This is a genomic window from Haemophilus parainfluenzae (assembly GCF_900638025.1).
Taxonomy (GTDB): domain Bacteria; phylum Pseudomonadota; class Gammaproteobacteria; order Enterobacterales; family Pasteurellaceae; genus Haemophilus_D; species Haemophilus_D parainfluenzae_J.
Window position 1 is genome coordinate 1,826,568 of the sequence record NZ_LR134481.1, and the last position, 22,097, is coordinate 1,848,664.

A 22,097-nucleotide genomic window follows, 5' to 3' on the forward strand; every position below is an offset into this window, starting at 1 on the left:
GATAAAAAAACTGAAGTGCGGTTATTTTTATGAATATTTTTAAAGGTACAGTAATGTTAAAAGGAACAATGAAATTAAGCACATTAGTCTTATCATTATCAATGATGACATCAGGTTGTGCGTTAGCAGACTGGGCAAAAACAGTTGGGCAACCTCAACAAACCGAGAATAAAGGCGTTGATATGTCTAAATTAAGCCCTGAAGAGCGTGCAAAACTTGAAGCGGAAATCAAAGAAGACCAAGCTCGTCTAGCAGCTGAAAAGCAAACCATGCTAGAGATGTCATTAACTCATGAAATTGGTGAACAAAATCTGCAGTTCAAACCAATTTTGGCAAAATTATATGCCGATAACAAATATGACTTAATGTGGAAAGACAAGGCTGCAGAAAAACAATTCCTACGCGAATATGCGGCCATGGTAGCGTCTGGTATTTCTAAACGTTCCGCGCAATCATTAATCAATTTACATAACGCTGAAAAGACTGGCGGCCTTACCTACGATGTGTTATTAAGTGATGCTTTCCTTGATTACTTGTATTACAGCAAGAACGTAAATCAACAAGCACAACGTTGGTTATATGCAACGAATGCTTACAAACCAGAATTACCAAATCAAGAAATTATTGACCAATGGCAAAGTGCGGTTAAAAACAATGCTGTTTCTGACTTTGTGAATGGATTATCGAACCATAATCGTTTATACCGTGAAACTGTACAAGCACTTCCATCAATGATTTCAGCTTCTGGTATTTCTGCAATGGGTAAAAAACTTGCTCTCAATGCGCAGCGTTTACGTGTTATTCCTGATTTTGAAAATGGCATTTTTGTCAATATTCCGAGTTATAAATTAAAATATTACCGTGATGGGAAAGCAATCTTAGAATCACGTGTTATCGTAGGAAAAAATGAACGCCGTACACCAGTAATGTACAGCCGTTTAAGTAACGTGGTGGTGAATCCACCTTGGAATGCCCCAACACGTTTAATCAATGAAGATATTTTACCAAAACTAAAACGTGATCCTAGCTATGCAACAGCTCACAACTATTCTATTTTGGATAGTCGAGGTAATGCCATTGATCCTCACTCTATTAATTGGAGTCGTATTGGTGATAAATTTCCATATCGCATCCGTCAAGCTGCTGGCGACAGTGCGTTAGGTAACTATAAATTCAATATGCCAAGTTCTGATGCAATTTATCTTCACGATACACCAAATCATAGTTTATTTAGTAAAAAAGATCGCGCATTAAGTTCTGGCTGTGTACGCGTAGAAAAATCCGACCAACTAGCCTCCCTTTTATTACAAGAAGCGGGCTGGTCAGATGATAAAAAGCGCAATGTTTTAGCAAGTAAGAAAACGACTTCTGCGAATATTCGTACAAATGACCCTGTATTCTTATATTATGTCACCGCATGGGTGGAAAATGGTCAAATACAAGTTTTACCCGATATTTATAAATATGATGATGCGGCAAGTTTTAGCGGTATTGACTGGAATATCGTAAAAAAATACCTTTAGAAAACATACAAATTAGAACTTTTTCTGATAGACATTGTCTAAAGTTAGACATTAATAAAAAAGAAACTAGCAAATGAGTAAAATTGATAATAATCGCCGCAAATGGATTTCATTAGGCGGCATTGCTTTAGGTGCAAGTATAATGCCAAGCTCAGTGTTAGCCATGGTCTCTACGACAAAGCCTCGCATCCTTAGCTTTTATAATCTCAATACCAATGAACGATTAAGCGGAGAATTTTCTGCAACCTCTGGGTTTAGTCGCTCATTACTGGTTAAACTTGATTATTTTATGAGAGATCGCCGTACTGACCAAGTCCATCATATGGATCCTAACCTCTTCATGAAATTTTATCATTTACAAAATAACTTAGGTTTACGTACGGCACAAATTGATGTAATTTGTGGTTATCGTAGTGCTAAAACAAATGCTGTACGCCATCGCCAAAGTCATGGTGTAGCAAGTAATAGCTATCATATTAAAGGACAAGCCATTGATTTTAGAATACCCGCTATCCCTTTAGCTAAATTACGTCAGGCCGCTGAAAATCTCAAGAGTGGTGGCGTAGGATATTATCCCTATAGTAATTTTATTCATGTTGATACTGGACCAATAAGAGCATGGCGTGGTGCATAGAAAAATGTGATTAAAACCGCACTTCTGTGTGGTTTTTTGTTATCAACAATAAGGAAAAAAGATGAATATTGAAATTATTCCAGTTACAGCCTTTCAGCAAAATTGCTCACTTATTTGGGATGATGAAAAAAATGCAGCAATTATCGATCCTGGTGGTAATGCGGAAAAGCTTATTCAACGCATTGAAGAACTCGAATTAAACCTTAAAGCAGTCCTATTAACGCATGGACATCTTGATCATGTGGGTGCCGCTGAAGCGATTCGTGATCATTTCAACATTGAAATTTGGGGTTCGCAAGAAGAAGATCGTTTTCTATTTGAAAGTCTACCACAGCAATCTCAACAATTTGGTTTACCTTATGTTTCCGCATTTACACCTGATCGCTGGTTTAATCAAGAAGGCGAAGAAATTCAAATTGGCACATTAACCTTTGAAATTTTTCACCTTCCAGGCCATACCCCAGGTCACATTGGCTTTATTGAGCATGAAAAAAATATCGCTTTTACTGGCGATGTCCTTTTTCAAAATAGCATTGGGCGTACAGACTTTCCTCGTGGGAATTTCGATACATTGATCTCATCAATTAAAAATAAATTATTTACATTAAACGACGACATGGTTATTGTTGCAGGGCATGGTCCTTACACAACTATTGGACAAGAGAAACAAAATAATCCGTTTTTGAAGTAAAGATCTGAATTTTGGCTAAAAAAAAGCTCCTAATTTCTTAGGAGCACCAAAAAGGAATTTATGAATAAAATCTCTAAAGTTTAGCTTTATCAAAGGAATCTCGATAAAACATTAACTATTATATTGTTACGCTATAACAAATGCAAGTTTTTTCTTTACATTAATTTACAAACCTTTACAATTTGTAGTATTACTTCAACCGATTTTCCCATTCCTTCTAGAGTAATTAATTCATGCTTACTATGGAAATTATAGCCACCAGTAAAAATATTTGGACAAGCTAATCCTTTTTCCGCTAAAAATGCCCCATCCGTTCCACCGCGTATTAGTTTGTGATTTGGTGTAATACCGCAAGCTTTCATTGCTGCATCCGCAAGTTTAATCGCCAGTGGAACATTTTTAACTGTGTCATACATATTTTTGTAACTGTCTTCAATGACACATTCCACGGGCTCTTTCAGGCTTTTCTCTCTATTAAATTTTTCCACTAATTGATAAATAAACGCCTTGCGTTGCTCAAAATGAGCTTGGTCAAAATCTCGAATGAGATAATGTAGCTCAACTTTCTCAATATCCCCTTTAAAATCATCTAAATGGAAAAAACCCTCTTTACCCGATGTTTTTTCAGGAACATCATCTTTTGGAAAACCTTGTTGAAATTCACAAGCTAACGTAAGCGCATTCACTAATTTGTTTTTAGCATAACCTGGATGAATGCTCCGACCTTTAAAGGTAATTTTTGCGGTCGCAGCATTAAAGTTCTCATACTCTAATTCGCCCACTTCTCCACCATCAATGGTATATGCCCAATCACAAGGAAAATCGTCCAATGGAAAATAATGCATCCCTAAGCCAATTTCTTCGTCTGGTGTAAATGCAACCCGAATATTACAATGTGCTATATTTTCTCGTTGCAAGATAGAAAGTACAGTCATAATTTCTGCGATTCCAGCTTTATTATCTGCACCAAGTAGAGTCGTTCCATCTGTCACAATCAAGGTTTTACCAATAAGCTGATGTAAAAATGGATAATACACGGGACTAATAAATTCAATTCCTAAACCTAATGCAATATCTCCCCCCCGATAATTTTCAATCACTTCGGGTTGAACATTTTTTCCGCTGCATTGTGGTGAGGTATCAAGGTGGGAAATAAATCCAATAGTTTGTGTTAACTCGGGATGATTTGAAGGTAAATAAGCTGTGACAATGGCATGCTTAGTCACATTGACATCTTGTAAACCAAGTTCAATTAATTCTTGCTGCAAATGTAAAGCCAACTTCATTTGCCCTACTGAACTTGGTGAATGCTTTGCAGACGATTTAGATTGCGTATCAAACGCAACATAAGTTAAAAATCGCTCCAGTAATTTATTATAATCTTGTTCTTCCATTTTGACATTCTCCTTTGTTTTACTGCTAGTCTAATCCCAAAAATCCTTGCTGTTCTTGATATATAACAAGAAAGTGAAGAGTTATAAAATTTTCTAAAAAAAGTGCGGTCAGTATTTCAATAAAATTTTTCCTAAAAACGTGATTAAATCCTTTTCATCATTAACAATTCGCTATATCATAGCTGTTCAATTTTATGTCGCCCCTGCATCATTTTTGCAGGTTCATTTCTACTCAGTACCGATTAAATTGGTGAAATTAGGGAGAAAACCAAAGCTAGTGGAAAATCTGGTTCAAAAGCCTATTATTGAGCTTCGTTCAATCAAAAAATCCTATGGTTCTAACACAATTATTAATGATTTTAATCTAACCATTAATAACGGTGAATTCGTCACAATTCTTGGCCCGTCAGGCTGTGGTAAAACTACAGTGCTACGTTTATTAGCAGGTTTAGAAGAATTAGATGAAGGTCATATTATTTTGGACGGTGAAAATATTACTAATGTTCCGGCAGAAAAACGCCACATTAACACCGTATTCCAAAGTTATGCATTATTCCCGCATATGACTATTTTTGATAACGTGGCTTTTGGTTTGCGTATGCAAAAAGTGGCAGAAAGCGAAATTAAACCTCGCGTTCTGGATGCATTGCGTATGGTGCAATTAGAAGAAATGGCCGACCGTAAACCAACTCAACTTTCTGGTGGTCAGCAACAACGTATCGCGATTGCTCGTGCAGTAGTGAATAAGCCGAAAGTGTTGCTACTTGATGAATCTTTATCTGCGCTGGATTATAAGTTACGTAAACAAATGCAAAATGAACTTAAACAATTACAGCGTCAACTTGGCATTACCTTTATTTTCGTTACCCATGATCAAGAAGAAGCGATCACCATGTCTGACCGTATCGTCTTATTACGTAAAGGTAAAATTGCACAAGATGGTTCACCTCGTGAAATCTATGAAGATCCAGCTAACCTATTCGTCGCTCGCTTTATTGGTGAAATTAATGTATTTGATGCCACTGTGATTGAGCGTAAATCTGACGATGAGTTACTTGCTAACGTAGAAGGTCGTGTATGCGATATTCACACGAGTATCTCTGCTGAAAAAGGTCAAAAACTACAAGTGTTATTACGCCCAGAAGATATTGTGATTGAAGAGCTTGACGAAAATGAGCACTCAAATGCAATTATTGGTCGCATTGTGGATCGTACCTATAAAGGGATGACACTTGAGTCTACCGTAGAATTTGATCATAACGGCAAACGCGTATTAGTAAGCGAATTCTTTAACGAAGATGACCCACATATGGATCACAGCGTTGGTCAACGTGTAGGTATTACATGGCACGAAGGTTGGGAGGTTGTACTCAACGATGAAGATAATCAATAATAAATTCCAGAAAATTACTGTTGCAATTATCTTTAGTTGGTTAATCTTCTTTGTGCTAATTCCAAACTTATTAGTATTAACCGTAAGTTTTTTAACCCGAGATGGTAGCGACTTTTATGCTTTGCCATTTACTTTAGATAACTACACTAACCTGTTTAATCCGCTTTATGCACAGGTTGTGTGGAATTCATTGTATATGTCTGGTATTGCGACGATTATTTGCTTACTCATTGGCTATCCATTTGCCTTTATGGTCAGCAAAATTAATCCAAAATATCGTCCATTTTTGTTATTCCTTGTGGTATTGCCATTCTGGACAAACTCACTTATTCGTATCTATGGAATGAAAGTCTTCCTTGGTGTGAAAGGGGTGTTAAATACCATGTTAATGGATATGGGCATTTTGAGCGAGCCTATTCGTATTTTAAATACCGAAGTAGCTGTAATCATTGGTTTAGTGTATCTCCTTTTACCATTTATGATTCTACCGCTTTACTCTGCTATTGAAAAATTAGACGGACGTTTATTAGAAGCGGCAAGAGATTTAGGGGCAAATGCAGTTCAACGTTTCTTCCGTGTTATTCTGCCATTAACCATGCCAGGTATTGTTGCAGGTTGTTTATTAGTACTACTACCAGCAATGGGTATGTTCTACGTAGCTGACTTGCTTGGTGGGGCGAAAGTATTATTAGTAGGTAACGTGATTAAGAGTGAATTCTTAATTTCCCGTAACTGGCCATTCGGTTCGGCAATCAGCATCGGTTTAACTATCTTAATGGCATTGTTGATTTTCGTTTACTATCGTGCAAATAAATTGTTGAATAAGAAAGTGGAGTTAGAATAATGAGTCGCTTACTACGTAATATTTTTATGTTTGTGGTGTACGCTTATTTGTATATCCCAATTATTATCTTGGTGACTAACTCCTTTAATGAAGACCGTTATGGTTTAAGTTGGAAAGGTTTTAGTTGGAACTGGTATGAGCGTTTATTTAATAACGATACCTTAATCCAAGCTGCGTTCCACTCTGTCACGATTGCTTTCTTTGCCGCAACCTTAGCAACTATTGTGGGTGGTTTAACCGCGATTGCACTTTATCGCTATCGTTTCCGCGGAAAACAAGCGGTAAGTGGCATGTTATTTATTGTCATGATGTCACCAGATATCGTGATGGCGGTTTCTCTACTTGCCTTATTCATGGTTGTAGGAATTTCGTTAGGTTTCTGGTCATTATTATTGGCACACGTAACGTTCTGTTTACCTTATGTTACCGTGACGATTTTCTCTCGCTTAAATGGCTTTGATGCCAGAATGCTTGAAGCAGCAAAAGATTTAGGTGCGAGTGAAGTCACGATTTTACGTAAAATTATTCTACCACTTGCCTTACCGGCTGTCGTATCTGGTTGGTTGTTAAGCTTTACTATTTCACTAGATGATGTTGTTGTATCCTCTTTCGTAAGTGGTGTAAGCTATGAAATCCTACCGTTGCGTATCTTCTCACTTGTAAAAACAGGTGTAACACCGGAAGTAAACGCATTAGCAACGATTATGATCGTGCTTTCATTAGGGTTAGTCATTTTAAGCCAATTAATTGCACGTAAAAATAATCATTAAACATTGATATAAAAAGGTTTCACAAATCTTTTAAGATCAAATAGAATACGCCTTGACGCACAATCAAGGCGTTTTTTTATACCTGCATTAATGCAGGTGGTTTTTTACCCCTCTTTTACGGAGAACAGAGAAAAATGAAAAAATTTGCAGGTTTGCTTACTGCGGGTTTAGTTGCCGCTACATTAACTGCTTGTAACGACAAAGAAGCCAAGTCTGATGCAACAAAAGCACAGGCTCCAGCAAATGATACTGTGTATTTATATACTTGGACTGAATATGTACCAGATGGTCTTTTGGATGACTTCACAAAAGAAACTGGTATCAAAGTTATTGTAGCAAGTCTTGAATCTAATGAAACGATGTATGCCAAAATGAAAACCCAAGGTGATGCAGGCGGTTATGATGTGATTGCACCATCTAACTACTTCGTATCTAAAATGGCACGAGAAGGCATGCTACAAGAATTAGATCACAGTAAATTACCTGTTATCAAAGAATTAGACCCTGATTGGCTCAACAAACCTTATGATAAAGGCAATAAATACTCACTTCCTCAGTTGTTAGGTGCGCCAGGTATTGCATTTAATACCAATACCTATAAAGGTTCTGACTTCACTTCTTGGGGCGATTTCTGGAAACCTGAATATGCAAACAAAATCCAATTATTAGATGATGCGCGTGAAGTGTTCAATATTGCGTTATTAAAAATTGGTCAAGATCCAAACACCAAAGATCCTGCAATTATCAAGCAAGCTTATGAAGAGTTGTTAAAACTACGTCCAAACGTACTTTCTTTCAATTCTGATAACCCTGCAAACTCTTTTATCTCTGGTGAAGTGGAATTAGGTCAGTTATGGAATGGTTCTGTACGTATCGCAAAAAAAGAACAAGCGCCATTAAATATGGTGTTCCCAAAAGAAGGTCCTGTTCTTTGGGTTGATACTTTAGCGATTCCTAAAACCTCTAAAAACCCAGATGGTGCACACAAGTTAATTAACTACTTATTAGGTGCAAAAGCAGCGGAAAAATTGACTTTAGCAATTGGTTACCCAACAGCTAACCTTGAAGCGAAAAAAGTACTTCCAAAAGAAATTACAGAAGATCCATCTATTTATCCACCAGCAGAAATCCTTCAAAAAAGCTACTGGCAAGATGATGTAGGTGATGCAATTCAATACTATGAACAGTATTACCAAGAGTTAAAAGCAGCAAAATAATGCGTTTTTAAGTGATAACAAAAAGAGCGGTCAGATCAATTTGACCGTTCTTTTTATATTTACTGTTTTTAAAGAAACTATTTATAGCGTTTTTTTAACGAGTTTTTATCTTGCTCTTGTAAACGCTCAAGTTTTTCTTTAATCTGAATTTCCATGCCTCGGTTAGTTGGGAAATAATACTGCGTATCTTTCAGTTCTGGTGGGAAGTAATTTTCTCCTGCAGCATAAGCATTTGGTTCATCATGTGCATAACGATATTCAGCGCCATAACCTAATTCTTTCATTAAAGCCGTTGGCGCATTACGTAAATGAGGTGGCACATCGAAATCAGGAAACTCTTTTGCATGTTGTTTGGCTGCATTAAATGCGTTGTAAACCGCATTACTCTTCGGAGCTACAGCCAAATAAATAATGGCTTGCGCAATGGCTCGCTCTCCTTCATAAGCGCCCACTCTTGTAAAACAATCCCAAGCCGCTAGTGCAACTTGCATTGCTCTTGGGTCAGCATTACCCACATCTTCTGAGGCAATCGCTAATAAACGTCGTGCAACATAAAGCGGATCGCCGCCTGCAGTAATAATTCGTGCATACCAGTAAAGCGCCGCATCTGCTGCTGAACCTCGAATGGATTTATGTAAAGCAGAAATCAAATCATAAAAACGATCGCCTTGTTTATCAAAACGCGCTTGTCTCTCACCTAATACTTCTTTCAACAAAGTGCGGTCTAATTTTTTACCGTTTTCTGTGTCAGAAGCCATATCCACCATCAGTTCAAGACAGTTTAAAGCCAGGCGAGCATCACCATTCACATATTCGGCTAATACCTGTAGTAAATTCTCTTCTAAAATTAACCGTTCTTTACCTAATCCTCGCTCAGGATCAGAAATCGCCAGCTTTAGAACTTGTTCGATTTCAGCAACTGTCAATGACTTAAGGAGATAAACTCTCGCACGAGAAAGCAATGCATTATTTAATTCAAAGGAAGGATTTTCCGTTGTTGCACCAATAAAAATAATCGTCCCATCTTCAATATGGGGTAAAAACGCATCTTGTTGGCTTTTGTTAAAGCGATGCACTTCATCCACAAATAAAATCGTTTGGCGATCTGCAAGTCGATTTTGTTTCGCACGCTCAATTGATTCTCGAATTTCTTTCACGCCACTTGTTACCGCTGAAATCCGTTCAACTTCTGCATTGATACGATGAGCAATAACTTCTACCAGTGTTGTTTTACCTGTACCCGGCGGTCCCCACAAAATCATAGAATGAACATGCCCTGCTTGAATTGCTTTACGAAGAGGCTTTCCTTCCCCAATTAAATGCGTCTGTCCATAATATTGTTCCAAATTTGTTGGACGCATACGAGCAGCTAAAGGGCGAAAGTCATTTTCAGCAAAATCAAAATTCAGATTAGACATATTCTTTCCTTAATAAGCAAAAGATGTGAAAATTATCATTCACACCTTATGAATTATTTTTTACTTTTACGTTGGTCATCCAATTCCACACCTTTCGGTACGCTAAATTGGAATAAGCTATCAGCTAGTGTTTGATTCGTAATGTTACGCAACACATAAAGATTGGTTTGGCCATCTTTTTCTGTGGTGCTGAAATTTTTTAACACACCATTTGTATCTACACGAATATCAAACTGTTTAATGTTGCTATTTTTTGCCTTTGGTTTTAGCACAAATGTATCTGCATTCTGCGTCACTGAATACTGATTCCAGTGGTTTTTATCGTTACTGGTTAAAAGGACGAAAGGGGTATTATTTACCGCATCCTTTACCCATTGAGCTGTCACTTGTTGCACAAATGGATCGTAATACCAAAGGGTTTTGCCATCTGCAATAATTTGTGTTTCTTGCGGTAATTTGGTATCCATACGGAAAAGATTTGGACGTTTAATTTGAAGTTTCCCACTTCCTTGTTGAACGTTTTTACCGCCAGCAGACGTCACAATTTGAGAGAAATCAGCACTTAATACCGTCACTTGATTTAAGCGATTTTGCAGCTCATCTGCGGCATCAGCAAAAGCAAAGTTACTTGCGCTTAAAAGTGCAGTAAGTGCGGTCATTTTTATTAATGTTTTTTTCATTCTACTTTCCTTTTTGTAAAGTGAAATTTAAGAGAATTAATATTCGGAACGTCGGGCTAAAATTTCTCGTTTTCCATTTGTCATAGGACCTAAAATGCCTTGTTCTTCAAGCTGATCCATAATTCGAGCTGCTCGGTTAAACCCCACACTAAATTTACGTTGAACATAAGAGGTTGACGTATTGCCAGTACTTAATACAAACTCCACAACGTCATCAAATAACACATCAAGATCGCCACTGCTTGCCGTTGATTTCTCACCTGAGTATTCATCATCCGCGCCGTCTAAAATGCCATCAATATAATTCGGTTTACCTCTTGCTCGCCAATCATCAGCTACTCTTGCAACCTCATCATCGCTCATAAAGGCGCCATGTACTCGAATAAGATCCGACGAACCTTGACCTGAATATAACATGTCACCACGCCCCAATAAGGCTTCAGCACCGCCTTGATCCAGAATCGTTCTAGAGTCAATTTTGCTTGCTACCGTAAAAGCAATACGACTCGGAATATTGGCTTTAATTAAACCAGTTATAACATCAACTGAAGGACGTTGCGTTGCTAAAATAAGGTGAATACCAATGGCTCGGGCTTTTTGTGCTAAGCGAGCAATTAATTCTTCAATTTGTTTACCCGCTACCATCATTAAGTCAGCAAACTCATCAACAATTAGGACTATATAACTTAATTTTTCTAATGGTGGCGGCATTTTATCCATTGTATCACCTGGCTTCCAAATTGGATTTGGAATAGGCATATTCAGTTTTTCATATTCTTCAATTTTTTCATTATAACCTTCAATATTACGCACACGTAAAGCTGATAGTAATTGGTAGCGACGTTCCATTTCATCTACACACCAACGTAGTGCATTCGCTGCTTTTTTCATATCAGTCACAACTGGAGTCAGTAAGTGAGGAATATCGTTATAAATAGAAAGCTCGACCACTTTTGGATCTATCATAATAAATTTCACTTCATCGGGTCTGACACGGAAAAGTAAACTTAAAATCATAGTATTCACTCCAACAGATTTCCCTGAACCTGTTGATCCCGCAACCAGCAAATGAGGCATTTTAGCCAAATCTACAATGACAGAATTTCCTCCAATATCTTTCCCCAAAGCCATTGAAAGTAATGATGTTGACGAGCGGAACTCATTACTATCAAGTACATCACGCAATGGTACCATTTGTCGATGAGCATTCGGTGTTTCAATACCAATATAAGGTTTGCCTGGAATCACTTCCGCTACACGGATCGCGCGGAACATTAAGGCTCTGGCTAAATCGGTATCAATACTCGTTACTTTTGATGCTTTTACGCCTGGTTGTAACTCCAATTCATAGCGAGTCACTACAGGCCCCACCAACACATCTTGTACTTTCGCTTTTACATTAAAATTCTTTAATTGTTGTTCTATACGTGCGGATGTGTCTAAAATTTCTTTACGCGTAATATCTTGAGCCTGTGTAGGACGATGCTCAAGTAAATCTAAACTTGGTAAAGGTGTTGTCGGTTTCTCTCGTTTATTCGTTGGTTGTTGAAATGCTGGATGAATAAGCGTATCAGAATATGGCTTATAGGTTATTTCATCGCTATTCTCAGTATAAATTTCACGCTCTTTAGTTGGTGAAACCGCTGGCTCATGTAAGATCACTTTTAATGCATCTTCAGCATTTGAGGCTTTCGCTCGAGCTTCCATTTCTTGCAAACGAGCTTGCTCTTGCTCTGCAAACTGACGAGCTAATTCATCTTCTAAACCATCATTGTCTGATTCTAAAGATTCATCATAAGTTGGATAAAGTGCGGTTGTGTTTTCAGGTATTTTGAGTGACACTTTGGGCATCATATTTTCTTCAAAAATATCATCTGAATCATCCACACTTTGGTGATTCACTTGTGAATTTTTCCATGTGACTGAAAAATCTTCTTTTGTTGGTAATTCAACGGAAGAGGCGGTGGAAATAGATACATGAGGTAAATGGTCAGATTCAACCGTAAAACCTTTAAACTTATCTTCTAATTTTTCAACATCTGCAGACTCTGAAGCACTTGTTGAGGATAGCCCACTGATATTTATCAGTTGTTCTGATTTAAAAAAGGTATTATCTACCTCTTCCTCTTTTTTATTTTCTGTATATCCAGTTCCTAATTGAGAATGGGAGAAAGAAAGCGCTTGAGAGGAATCAACCACGATTTGTTCAAGATCATCCACAGAAGTATGCTCGGTTTGCTTTTCTTCTGCTGGCTGATTTTTCATGGTTAACCAATGATAGAACTTCACCATTAAACGGATTAATGATGCACCTGAACAGAAAATAAAGCCAATTACTGCACAAATAAAACCGACTAAGATGCAACCAAACTTACCAAGCAAAGGGTATAAATTTACTACTAAGCTACCACCCAAGACACCTCCAGCTAAGTAATAGTTCGTATTTGAAAGCAACAGTGTCGCCATCATCGTTAAACCAACGATGAAAATAATAAATCCAAAAGAACGCAATAAAATGCGAGTCACAGAAATAACATGAACAGCTTTTGTTTTTAATAAAAAAATAGGTACAAGGAAGATTATAAATGGGATAAGATGGCCCATATAGCCTAAAAAAATAAAAAACGTATCAATCATCCAAGCACCCAAAGCACCTGCCTTATTAATAGTTTCAGTCTGAAAACTTGCTGTTGACCAAGAATTGTCCAATGGTGTATAACTTGACCATGCGACAATTAGATATAAACCTAAGAGTGCAACCAATCCGAGTAATAACTCGGCTAAATATTGTTTAGGCGTAAATCTTTTTGTAATTCGTTTAATCATTTTTTATTTTAGTACGAGATAATTAGTTTGTTTCACTTCTTCCATTACAACATAAGTTCGAGTGTCATTCACACCTGGCAAATGCAACAATGTAGTACCTAATAATTTTCGATATTCTGCCATATCCGCTACACGTGTTTTGAGTAAATAATCAAAATCGCCCGATACCAAATGACATTCAAGAATTTCATCAAGCGCTTGAATCGCCGCATTAAATTCTTCGAAAACATCGGGTTTACCACGCACGAGCGTGATTTCAACGATCACCAATAAAGGGGCATCCAATAATTCAGGATTTAATAGGGCACGATACCCCATTATGACACCTTGTTTTTCTAGGCGTTTTACCCTTTCTAAACAAGGTGTTGGCGATAACCCAATTTTTTTTGATAAATCGATGTTCGAGATTTTACCATTGCGTTGTAATTCATTTAAGATTTTGATATCAATGCTATCCAACGCTTTATTTAATTTCTTTTCCATAACCTTTCCTTATGTACGGCGCATATTCTATCTAATTTATCAAAAACTTTCAGTAATCAGACAACAGTAGGACAACGTTTTTTTAGAAATTATCCAAAATGGCAAGTGCATCAGCGAGTTTTTTCACCGTAAAAACGTCCATATTCTCAACCGCACTTTTCGGCTTATTGGCAAAAGGGACGATCGCGCGTTTAAAACCATGTTTTGCCGCTTCACTAATACGTTCTTGACCACTGGTTACCGGTCGAATTTCACCGGCTAACCCAACTTCCCCAAAGACAACTAAATCTTGTGGCAACGGTCGATTACGGAAACTGGAAATTAATGCAAGTAACAATGCAAGATCCGCCCCAGTTTCCCCGACTTTTACACCACCAACGACATTGACAAAAACATCTTGATCTGACATTTGTAATCCACCATGGCGATGCAATACTGCAAGCAATAAGGCTAAACGATTTTGTTCTAGTCCTACTGCCACACGACGCGGATTAGCGAGCATGGAATGATCCACCAATGCTTGAATTTCAACCAAAAGCGGACGGGTGCCTTCCCAAAGTACCATGACCGAGCTACCAGGCGTTTGTTCATCTCCTCGGCTTAAGAAAATCGCCGATGGATTTTTCACTTCGCGCAGGCCTTGCTCTGTCATACCGAATACACCCAGCTCATTCACTGCGCCAAAACGGTTTTTATGGCTACGTAACGTACGGAAACGGGAATCTGCCTCCCCTTCCAGCAATAACGAACAGTCAATGGCATGTTCCAATACTTTCGGACCTGCGAGGGTGCCGTCTTTAGTGACATGCCCAACCATAATGATAGCAACCTGTCGTGTTTTAGCATAACGAGTCAGGAAAGAGGCACATTCACGCACTTGTGCCACACTTCCTGGAGAAGATTGAATATCTGAAAGGTGCATAACCTGGATCGAATCCACCACAATAATTTGAGGTTTCAACTGATCCGCCAAATTACAAATTTGCTCAACAGACGTTTCAGATAACATATTTAATTTATCTGTCGGTAGATTTAAGCGATTAGCCCGCATTGCCACTTGTTGAAGCGACTCTTCCCCTGTTACATAAAGTGCGGTCATATTTTTTGCTAATCCACACATCACTTGAAGTAACAAAGTACTTTTCCCCGCACCAGGATGCCCACCAATTAAAATGGCACTCCCTGGTACGATCCCGCCGCCTAATACGCGATCTAATTCTTTAAATCCACTGGTGAAACGCGGTGTTTCTTGTAAGCTAATTTCAGAAAGTGTTTGGATTTTTGCACGGGTTTCTCCTGCATAACCACTAAAACGATCATTTTTTGCGGAATTTGAGGCTGAAATTAACCGCACTTCACTAATGGTATTCCACGCTTTACAGGCAGAACACTGCCCTTGCCAGCGCGAAAATTCAGCGCCACAATCATTACATACATAAGCGGTTTTAGGAGCTTTTGCCATTTTTATTATCCTTTCGAGAAACTGTTTTATGCCATCAACATCATTAAACCAAGCATTCTTTCAAAATACGCACGGCTCTTTAATAACGCTTTTAACTTCTCAATAGTTTGAAAATTATCTTTTGTTTCGCTATGAAAGGTAATCAAGCCTTTTATTTCATTAAGGAAAAATTGATTACTTACTAATAACTCAACTGATCGATTTTCTTCCAGTTTTTCAAACAAGGCTTTGTGGTCATCATAATAATGATAAAGATTGAAAAATGCGCCAACACGTTCAACGGTTTTCATAAAATCGAAAGCAAACACATCTGTTGGGAATGAAAGCGTTTCCTCAATCAATTGCTGCTCCATTTTCATGACAGTACTTAATTGTTCGCGAGAATTAACCGCACTTCCCTCACGTTCTTCTTTTAAGAAATCCCGCCATTTATTTAACCAATCTGTCAGAAGTGGTTTACTGGCTAGTTGGTAGCCTCGTTTCGCTTTACTTGCCGAACTAAAATACACATCCTGTTCAAAAGGTAAAAGTGAGACAAAATAGAAAAGATCTGAAACAAGCCCTTCTTTTAATTCAAATTCAATTTCGCAGATAGGCTGCGTTTTCTCCCCTGACAGAATCTTCCCTTGATCAAAAGCCACTTCAATTTTTGATGCACCAAATGCAATCAACCAAAAAGTGCGGTTAAAATCTGTTGAGAAAATCGGCTGTAATGCAGCGGAAGGCAAGTGTTCAAATGGATACAATGACGTTAATTGTGCCGATGTAGGTACTGAATCATCAAGTATAGATAAATTATATTCTGGACGGCTATGCAATCCACCAACCACTTTTCCGTCAGTTTTTAAGGTAAGTGTGAAATCATTATTTTCTCGACGGATACGCAATCCCATTTTTTGTTTCGCTAAAAAATGATCAGGATAATCAAAATAAGTATTTCCTAGAAAGATCGTATTTTGCTCTAAGATATTGAATTGATTTAGGTGTGTTTTTAGGATATCAAAAGCATCAGAGGTGACTGCAAGCTTTAATTCAACTTCATTACTCATTTTATTTTTCCTTATCAATTTTAACTGTTTAAATATACAGATAATTTTATACAAATCAAGATCTTTTTCGTGTATTTCCTTATAAAATCAGGTAATATGCAACGGAAATTTTAACCCTTGTTATGGAGTAAAACACCTATGGCAATGAATAATATTCTCGGATTATTTGCCCATTCTCCTTTGAAGCCTCTGCAAAAACACTCAAAAAAAGTAACAGAATGCTGTGACTTACTGGTTCCATTTTTCAAATATACGTTTTTAAAACAATGGAATGATGCAGAAAAAACACGTTTGGATATTTCTCAATGTGAACGTGAGGCTGATAGCTTAAAACGCGAAATTCGTTTGAAATTGCCTCGTGGTTTATTTTTACCTATTGATCGTACTGATTTGCTCGAATTAGTTACACAACAAGATAAATTAGCTAATTATGCTAAAGATATTGCTGGTCGTATGGTTGGTCGACAATTTGGTATTCCTGAAGAAATGCAGGAGGAATTTTTACATTATGTTCAGCGTAGCTTAGATTCTATTCATCAAGCACACTTGGTGATTGAAGAAATGGATAAATTACTTGAAACGGGTTTCAAAGGACGTGAGTTAACGTTAGTTAATAATATGATTCAAGAGCTTGATAGCATTGAAGATGATACAGATCAAATGCAAATTAAGCTACGTAATATGCTCTATACGATTGAAAGTCATTACAATCCTATTGATGTGATGTTCCTATATAAAATCATCGAGTGGGTAGGCGTATTAGCTGATCAGGCTCAACGTGTTGGCTCTCGTATTGAATTAATGCTTGCTCGTTCCTAATTTTGACGACATTAACTACAACATAGGAAATCACTATGGAAATTATTAATGCATACGGCTCGTGGTTAGTCTTAATTACTGCGGTATTCGGCTTTTTTATGGCATTTGGTATTGGTGCCAACGACGTATCAAACTCAATGGGAACTTCCGTAGGTTCGGGAACCATTACAGCAAAACAAGCGATTATTATTGCTTTAATTTTTGAATCTGCCGGAGCATATTTAGCCGGCGGTGAAGTCACTGAGACTATTAAAAGTGGCGTTATCGATCCGACTCAATTTATCGAATCTCCAGATCTCTTAGCGCTAGGGATGCTTTCGACTCTCTTTGCATCAGGTGCTTGGTTATTTATTGCCACTAAAATGGGTTGGCCTGTTTCTGGTACCCACACCATCATCGGTGCTTTAATCGGTTTTGCTTGTATTACCATTGGCCCTGGTTCCGTTGACTGGTCTACAATCGGTGGAATTGTTGGTAGTTGGTTTATCACACCAGTAATTGCGGGGCTTTTAGCTTATACGATCTTTGCGAGCATCCAAAAACTCATATTCGATACGGATAAGCCTCTACAAAATGCTCAAAAATATGGTCCATACTACATGGCTGTTACTGTATTTGTGCTTTGTATTGTGACCATGGCAAAAGGTTTAAAACACGTTGGATTAAACCTATCAACAAATGAAACGCTCGGTATTTCATTTTTAATCAGCGTCATTGGTATGATTTTCTGCCACTTCTACTTCCGTAGTAAAAGATTCACTGAAAAAGCGACAAAAGGCACATTCGGTTCAGTAGAAAAGATTTTTAGTATCTTAATGCTTTTAACCGCTTGTGCTATGGCATTCGCACATGGTTCTAATGATGTAGCCAATGCAATCGGTCCGCTTTCTTCTGTGGTATCAATCGTAGAAAATGGTGGGCAAATCCTCAGCGGTGGGAAATTAACTTGGTGGATTTTACCCTTAGGTGCATTAGGTATCGCAGTCGGTCTTATTGCGATGGGACAAAAAGTGATGGCGACGGTAGGCTCAGGTATTACCGATTTAACTCCGAGCCGTGGTTTTGCCGCACAATTTGCAACTGCGATGACTGTTGTTGTGGCATCAGGTACTGGTTTACCAATCTCCACTACACAAACTTTAGTAGGGGCAATCTTAGGTATCGGTTTCGCTCGCGGTATTGCGGCGCTTAACTTAACGGTTATCCGTAACATCATTAGTTCATGGGTTGTTACATTACCTGCTGGTGCATTCTTTGCAATTATGATTTTCTACGTTCTTCGAGCAATTTTTCACTAATATAATTATTAAAAGTGCGATGATTTTTCATTACATTTTTTAATCGCACTTCGCTTATTTACAGTTTTGGGAAATATTATGTCAAAAATCAATAAAGTTTTATTTTCTTGTGTTGTATTGATTTCAGCTATTGGAACAGTACAAGCAGAGACAAAATATGTGACAGAAAATCTGAATACATATTTACGTCGTGGTGCTGGCGATCAATTTAAGATCGCAGGCGCCATTCAATCTGGTGAAGCTGTGACCGCATTGGAACAACAGGGAAAATATACCCTGATTCGTGATAATAAAAATCGCGAGGCTTGGATTTTAACCTCTGAACTAAGTTCTACACCAAGTAGCCGCGAAGAAAATCCAAAATTAAAAGCTCAAATTCAAGAACTGACTTTAAAATTAAATCGTGTTGATTCTGATTGGCAGCAGCGCACAAGTGAAATTCAACGTCGTAATAAGCAATCTGAGCAACAAAGTGGGGAGTTACTTGAACTAAATTCACAACTTAAACGTGAATTAGACATGATAAAAAATAAAAATCGTGATTTAGAAGCAATGCTTGATGCTGGTAAACGTGAAATTGCGATCCAATGGTTTATTTATGGTGGCTCGGTATTAGGTGTAGGTTTATTAATCGGTTTAATATTGCCTCACCTTTTACCAAGACGTAAACGTCGTGATAGCTGGTAATGATTTATCGTTGAGGTAGGCATTCGCCTACCTTTTCTTTATATTTTGACGGGAGAGCAAAATGGAAATTTATATTGTAGGCGGTGCAGTTCGAGATCAACTTTTAGGTTTACCAGTGAAAGATCGTGATTGGGTCGTCGTCGGTGCAACACCTGAAATCTTGCTTGCTCAAAGTTATCAACAAGTTGGCAAAGACTTCCCTGTTTTTCTCAATCCTGAAAGCCATGAAGAATACGCACTTGCCCGTACAGAACGAAAATCAGGAAAAGGTTATACGGGGTTTATTTGTGATTTTTCAGATGATATTACGCTTGAACAAGATTTAATTCGCCGAGATCTTACCATTAATGCCATTGCACAAGATAAGGAAGGCAAGCTGTACGATCCTTATCATGGCGTAGAGGATATTCATCAACGTATTTTACGTCACATTTCGCCTGCTTTTGCTGAAGATCCACTTCGTGTATTACGTGTCGCACGCTTCGCTGCTCGTTTTCATCATTTAGGTTTCTCAATTTCCGAAGAAACCCTTAAATTAATGACTGAACTCACTGAACAAGGCGAACTCGCCCACCTAACGGCTGAGCGTGTTTGGATGGAAACAGAAAAAGCATTAAACGAACCAAATCCTGAAATTTATTTTGAAACGCTTCATCATGTGGGGGCACTCAAAGTGCTCTTCCCTGAGATTGCCGCCTTAGATGGCGTACCGAACCCAGCCAAATATCATCCTGAAATTGATAGCTTTGTTCATACCATGCTCGTATTGCAGCAAACCGTTAAACTCACTGAAAATACCAATTTGAATAAAAGTGCGGTCCGTTTTGCAGCGATTTGTCATGATCTTGGAAAAGCCCTTACACCAAAAGAAATATGGCCTAGTCATCATGGACATGAAAAAGCGGGGATTAAACCGACTCGTTCATTATGCAAACGCCTTAGAATTCCTAATTATATTCAAGAATTAGCTGAATTAACTTGTGAATATCACACGCATGTACATAAAGCCTTAGAGCTTCGCCCAGAAACAGTAGTGAAACTCTTTAATACGTTTGATGTTTGGCGCAAACCTCAGCGCTTTGAGGAATTTTTATTAGTATGTTTATCTGATACTCGCGGACGAACTGGCTTTGAAAATAAAGAATATCCGCAAATTGATTACCTCAAAACACTTTATCAAGCTGCTCTAGCCGTTGATGTGCAACAAGTCATTGCAGATGGTTTTGAAAAGCAAGGTATTCGAGATGAATTAACCCGTCGAAGAATTGACGCAGTGAAAGCCGAGAAAACTCGCTTAAATGCTTAATCCAGCTTTACTAAAAGTAAACTAACCCTTACAATATGCGCAATTTTTTAGTAAATATTTTGTTATGAAATTATTAAAATCGCTTCTCGCACCTGCATTTGCAAGCGTGATCTTATCTGCTTGTACCCTTGATGCAGAGCGCCCAATAGATGTTCAACATATTGATAAAAATGATATTACATGGCAACAGCATCTCAAAAAAATCAAACAAATTCAATCTTATAGCACAAAAGGACAAATTGGTTACATCAGTCCACAAGAGCGTTTTTCTAGCCGCTTTGAGTGGCAATATCAAAATCCGAAAGCCTATAAGCTAAAACTTTATTCTCTCATTAGCAAAACGACGCTAACTATGGAGATGCATCCAAATGGTATGACGATTTCAGATAATAAAGGCAACCAGCAATCTGATAAAAATGCCAAATTATTGTTACGTGAAATCATCGGAATGGATGTACCACTAGAGCATTTATCTTATTGGTTAAAAGGTCAGCCAGCTGATAATGCGGATTATCAAGTTGGAACAAATCACCTTTTATCCGAATTTAGCTATCCACTTGATGGCTCAATGTGGACAGCCGATTACTTAAGTTATCATGCAGATAATTCGATGCCTGAAAATATTCTGTTAAAGAATAAAAGTACATCACAAACCCTAAAAATTCGTGTGGATGAATGGGCGTTCTAATGAAAACACATCACTTTTCGACCGCACTTTCAACTTCGCTTGGAAAGCCTAACCGCTTTCCAAGCCCCGCAAAACTCAATTTATTTCTCTATATAAACGGTAAACTGCCAAACGGCTACCACGAATTACAAACCCTTTTCCAATTTCTTGATTTCGGCGATTGGCTTACCATTGATATTCACCAAGATAAACAAATTCGGATCACTCCTGAAATCCCTGGCTTACCTCTAGAGCAAAACTTAATCTATCGTGCAGCTACGCTCCTACAAGAAAAAACAGACTGTACACTCGGTGCGACAATTCATTTAGATAAAATTCTGCCAATGGGTGGTGGGATTGGCGGCGGCTCATCCAATGCCGCAACGACTCTGCTTGCTTTAAACTATTTATGGCAAACCCATCTATCCATTGATGAACTTGCCGAGCTTGGGCTAAAACTTGGGGCTGATGTGCCGATTTTTGTCCATGGACAAGCCGCTTTTGCAGAAGGTGTGGGTGAAAAAATTCAATACTGCGAACCACAAGAAAAATATTATGTGGTACTGAAACCTGAAACTGCGATTTCTACTGCAGTAGTTTTTAGCGATCCCGATTTGCCACGCAATACAGAAAAAAGCTCCCTTGTACAGCTTTTAAACCAACCGTTTGCAAACGATTGCGAAAAAGTTGTGCGGACTCAATATCCTGAAGTTGAAAAAGCCCTACTATGGTTGTTACAATATGGACCAGCCAGATTAACAGGGACAGGGGCTTGTGTTTTTGCTGAATTTGATGATGAAAAATCAGCACAAGCGGTTTTCCAACAAAAACCGAAGGAATTTTTCGGCTTTGTTGCTAAAGGATTAAACGTTTCACCATTGCATACCATGCTGAAACAACTCTCGACCAACTAATTTATCTATACTCAACCTGAGG

The 22,097-nt window shown here is 38.1% G+C and carries 20 protein-coding genes; 13 read left to right on the forward strand and 7 right to left on the reverse strand.

Annotated elements, in window-relative coordinates:
* Nucleotides 1-53: 53 nt before the first annotated feature.
* The 3 genes from EL215_RS09115 to EL215_RS09125 all read left to right on the forward strand — a co-directional run bounded on the left by EL215_RS09115 (nt 54) and on the right by EL215_RS09125 (nt 2,848).
* On the forward strand, nt 54-1,523 hold the full coding sequence (locus tag EL215_RS09115) for a L,D-transpeptidase family protein (protein ID WP_126472060.1): 1,470 nt from the start codon (nt 54-56) through the stop codon (nt 1,521-1,523).
* A gap of 73 nt (nt 1,524-1,596) precedes the next feature.
* Complete coding sequence (locus tag EL215_RS09120; RefSeq protein WP_126471656.1) at nt 1,597-2,157, forward strand: peptidoglycan L,D-endopeptidase MepK; 561 nt, start codon at nt 1,597-1,599, stop codon at nt 2,155-2,157.
* Nucleotides 2,158-2,218: 61 nt separating this feature from the next.
* A complete protein-coding gene (locus tag EL215_RS09125; protein ID WP_049356542.1) occupies nt 2,219-2,848 on the forward strand; it encodes an MBL fold metallo-hydrolase in 630 nt (209 codons plus the stop codon).
* Between the two features lie 155 nt (nt 2,849-3,003).
* On the opposite strand, the gene pepT is transcribed toward EL215_RS09125, so the two are convergent.
* Nucleotides 3,004-4,242 (reverse strand): peptidase T, encoded by a 1,239-nt coding sequence (gene pepT, locus EL215_RS09130; protein WP_049356540.1) that lies wholly within the window; start codon nt 4,240-4,242, stop codon nt 3,004-3,006.
* Nucleotides 4,243-4,519: 277 nt separating this feature from the next.
* On the opposite strand from pepT, the gene potA reads away from it, so the two are divergent.
* The 4 genes from potA to EL215_RS09150 all read left to right on the forward strand — a co-directional run bounded on the left by potA (nt 4,520) and on the right by EL215_RS09150 (nt 8,466).
* Complete coding sequence (gene potA, locus EL215_RS09135; RefSeq protein ID WP_049356537.1) at nt 4,520-5,635, forward strand: spermidine/putrescine ABC transporter ATP-binding protein PotA; 1,116 nt, start codon at nt 4,520-4,522, stop codon at nt 5,633-5,635.
* A complete protein-coding gene (potB, locus tag EL215_RS09140) occupies nt 5,619-6,479 on the forward strand; it encodes a spermidine/putrescine ABC transporter permease PotB (protein WP_005695833.1) in 861 nt (286 codons plus the stop codon). The genes potA and potB overlap by 17 nt, the downstream gene beginning before the upstream one ends.
* Entirely contained in the window at nt 6,479-7,249 is a 771-nt protein-coding gene (gene potC, locus EL215_RS09145) for a spermidine/putrescine ABC transporter permease PotC (protein ID WP_049356535.1), read from the forward strand. The genes potB and potC overlap by 1 nt, the downstream gene beginning before the upstream one ends.
* Nucleotides 7,250-7,383: 134 nt before the next feature.
* The gene (locus EL215_RS09150) at nt 7,384-8,466 is read left to right on the forward strand and encodes an extracellular solute-binding protein (RefSeq protein WP_005698550.1); all 1,083 of its coding nucleotides are present in this window, start codon (nt 7,384-7,386) and stop codon (nt 8,464-8,466) included.
* Nucleotides 8,467-8,543: 77 nt separating this feature from the next.
* Here EL215_RS09150 and EL215_RS09155 read toward each other — a convergent pair whose 3' ends face one another.
* The 6 genes from EL215_RS09155 to EL215_RS09180 form a co-directional block, all read right to left on the reverse strand.
* Nucleotides 8,544-9,884: a replication-associated recombination protein A gene (locus EL215_RS09155; RefSeq protein ID WP_049356533.1), complete on the reverse strand. Its 1,341-nt coding sequence runs from the start codon at nt 9,882-9,884 to the stop codon at nt 8,544-8,546.
* A gap of 53 nt (nt 9,885-9,937) precedes the next feature.
* Entirely contained in the window at nt 9,938-10,564 is a 627-nt protein-coding gene (gene lolA / locus EL215_RS09160; protein WP_126471658.1) for an outer membrane lipoprotein periplasmic chaperone LolA, read from the reverse strand.
* Between the two features lie 36 nt (nt 10,565-10,600).
* On the reverse strand, nt 10,601-13,390 hold the full coding sequence (locus tag EL215_RS09165; protein WP_126471660.1) for a DNA translocase FtsK: 2,790 nt from the start codon (nt 13,388-13,390) through the stop codon (nt 10,601-10,603).
* Nucleotides 13,391-13,393: 3 nt separating this feature from the next.
* The gene (gene lrp, locus EL215_RS09170) at nt 13,394-13,873 is read right to left on the reverse strand and encodes a leucine-responsive transcriptional regulator Lrp (RefSeq protein WP_049356528.1); all 480 of its coding nucleotides are present in this window, start codon (nt 13,871-13,873) and stop codon (nt 13,394-13,396) included.
* Between the two features lie 82 nt (nt 13,874-13,955).
* The gene (gene radA, locus EL215_RS09175) at nt 13,956-15,335 is read right to left on the reverse strand and encodes a DNA repair protein RadA (protein ID WP_126471662.1); all 1,380 of its coding nucleotides are present in this window, start codon (nt 15,333-15,335) and stop codon (nt 13,956-13,958) included.
* Nucleotides 15,336-15,361: 26 nt separating this feature from the next.
* Nucleotides 15,362-16,384 (reverse strand): CYTH domain-containing protein, encoded by a 1,023-nt coding sequence (locus EL215_RS09180; RefSeq protein ID WP_126471664.1) that lies wholly within the window; start codon nt 16,382-16,384, stop codon nt 15,362-15,364.
* A 138-nt stretch (nt 16,385-16,522) separates the two neighbouring features.
* Here EL215_RS09180 and EL215_RS09185 point away from each other — a divergent pair, with 138 nt between their 5' ends.
* From EL215_RS09185 to ispE, 6 genes are all read left to right on the forward strand, one after another.
* On the forward strand, nt 16,523-17,203 hold the full coding sequence (locus EL215_RS09185; protein WP_049356522.1) for a TIGR00153 family protein: 681 nt from the start codon (nt 16,523-16,525) through the stop codon (nt 17,201-17,203).
* A gap of 35 nt (nt 17,204-17,238) precedes the next feature.
* Nucleotides 17,239-18,501 (forward strand): inorganic phosphate transporter, encoded by a 1,263-nt coding sequence (locus EL215_RS09190; RefSeq protein ID WP_049356520.1) that lies wholly within the window; start codon nt 17,239-17,241, stop codon nt 18,499-18,501.
* 78 nt (nt 18,502-18,579) lie between these two features.
* Nucleotides 18,580-19,188 (forward strand): TIGR04211 family SH3 domain-containing protein, encoded by a 609-nt coding sequence (locus EL215_RS09195; RefSeq protein WP_126471666.1) that lies wholly within the window; start codon nt 18,580-18,582, stop codon nt 19,186-19,188.
* Nucleotides 19,189-19,249: 61 nt separating this feature from the next.
* Complete coding sequence (locus EL215_RS09200) at nt 19,250-20,494, forward strand: multifunctional CCA addition/repair protein (protein WP_126471668.1); 1,245 nt, start codon at nt 19,250-19,252, stop codon at nt 20,492-20,494.
* Nucleotides 20,495-20,558: 64 nt separating this feature from the next.
* Nucleotides 20,559-21,182: a lipoprotein insertase outer membrane protein LolB gene (lolB, locus tag EL215_RS09205; RefSeq protein WP_126471670.1), complete on the forward strand. Its 624-nt coding sequence runs from the start codon at nt 20,559-20,561 to the stop codon at nt 21,180-21,182.
* Entirely contained in the window at nt 21,182-22,075 is an 894-nt protein-coding gene (gene ispE / locus EL215_RS09210) for a 4-(cytidine 5'-diphospho)-2-C-methyl-D-erythritol kinase (RefSeq protein WP_126471673.1), read from the forward strand. Before lolB ends, ispE begins: the two co-directional genes overlap by 1 nt.
* Nucleotides 22,076-22,097 lie beyond the last annotated feature (22 nt).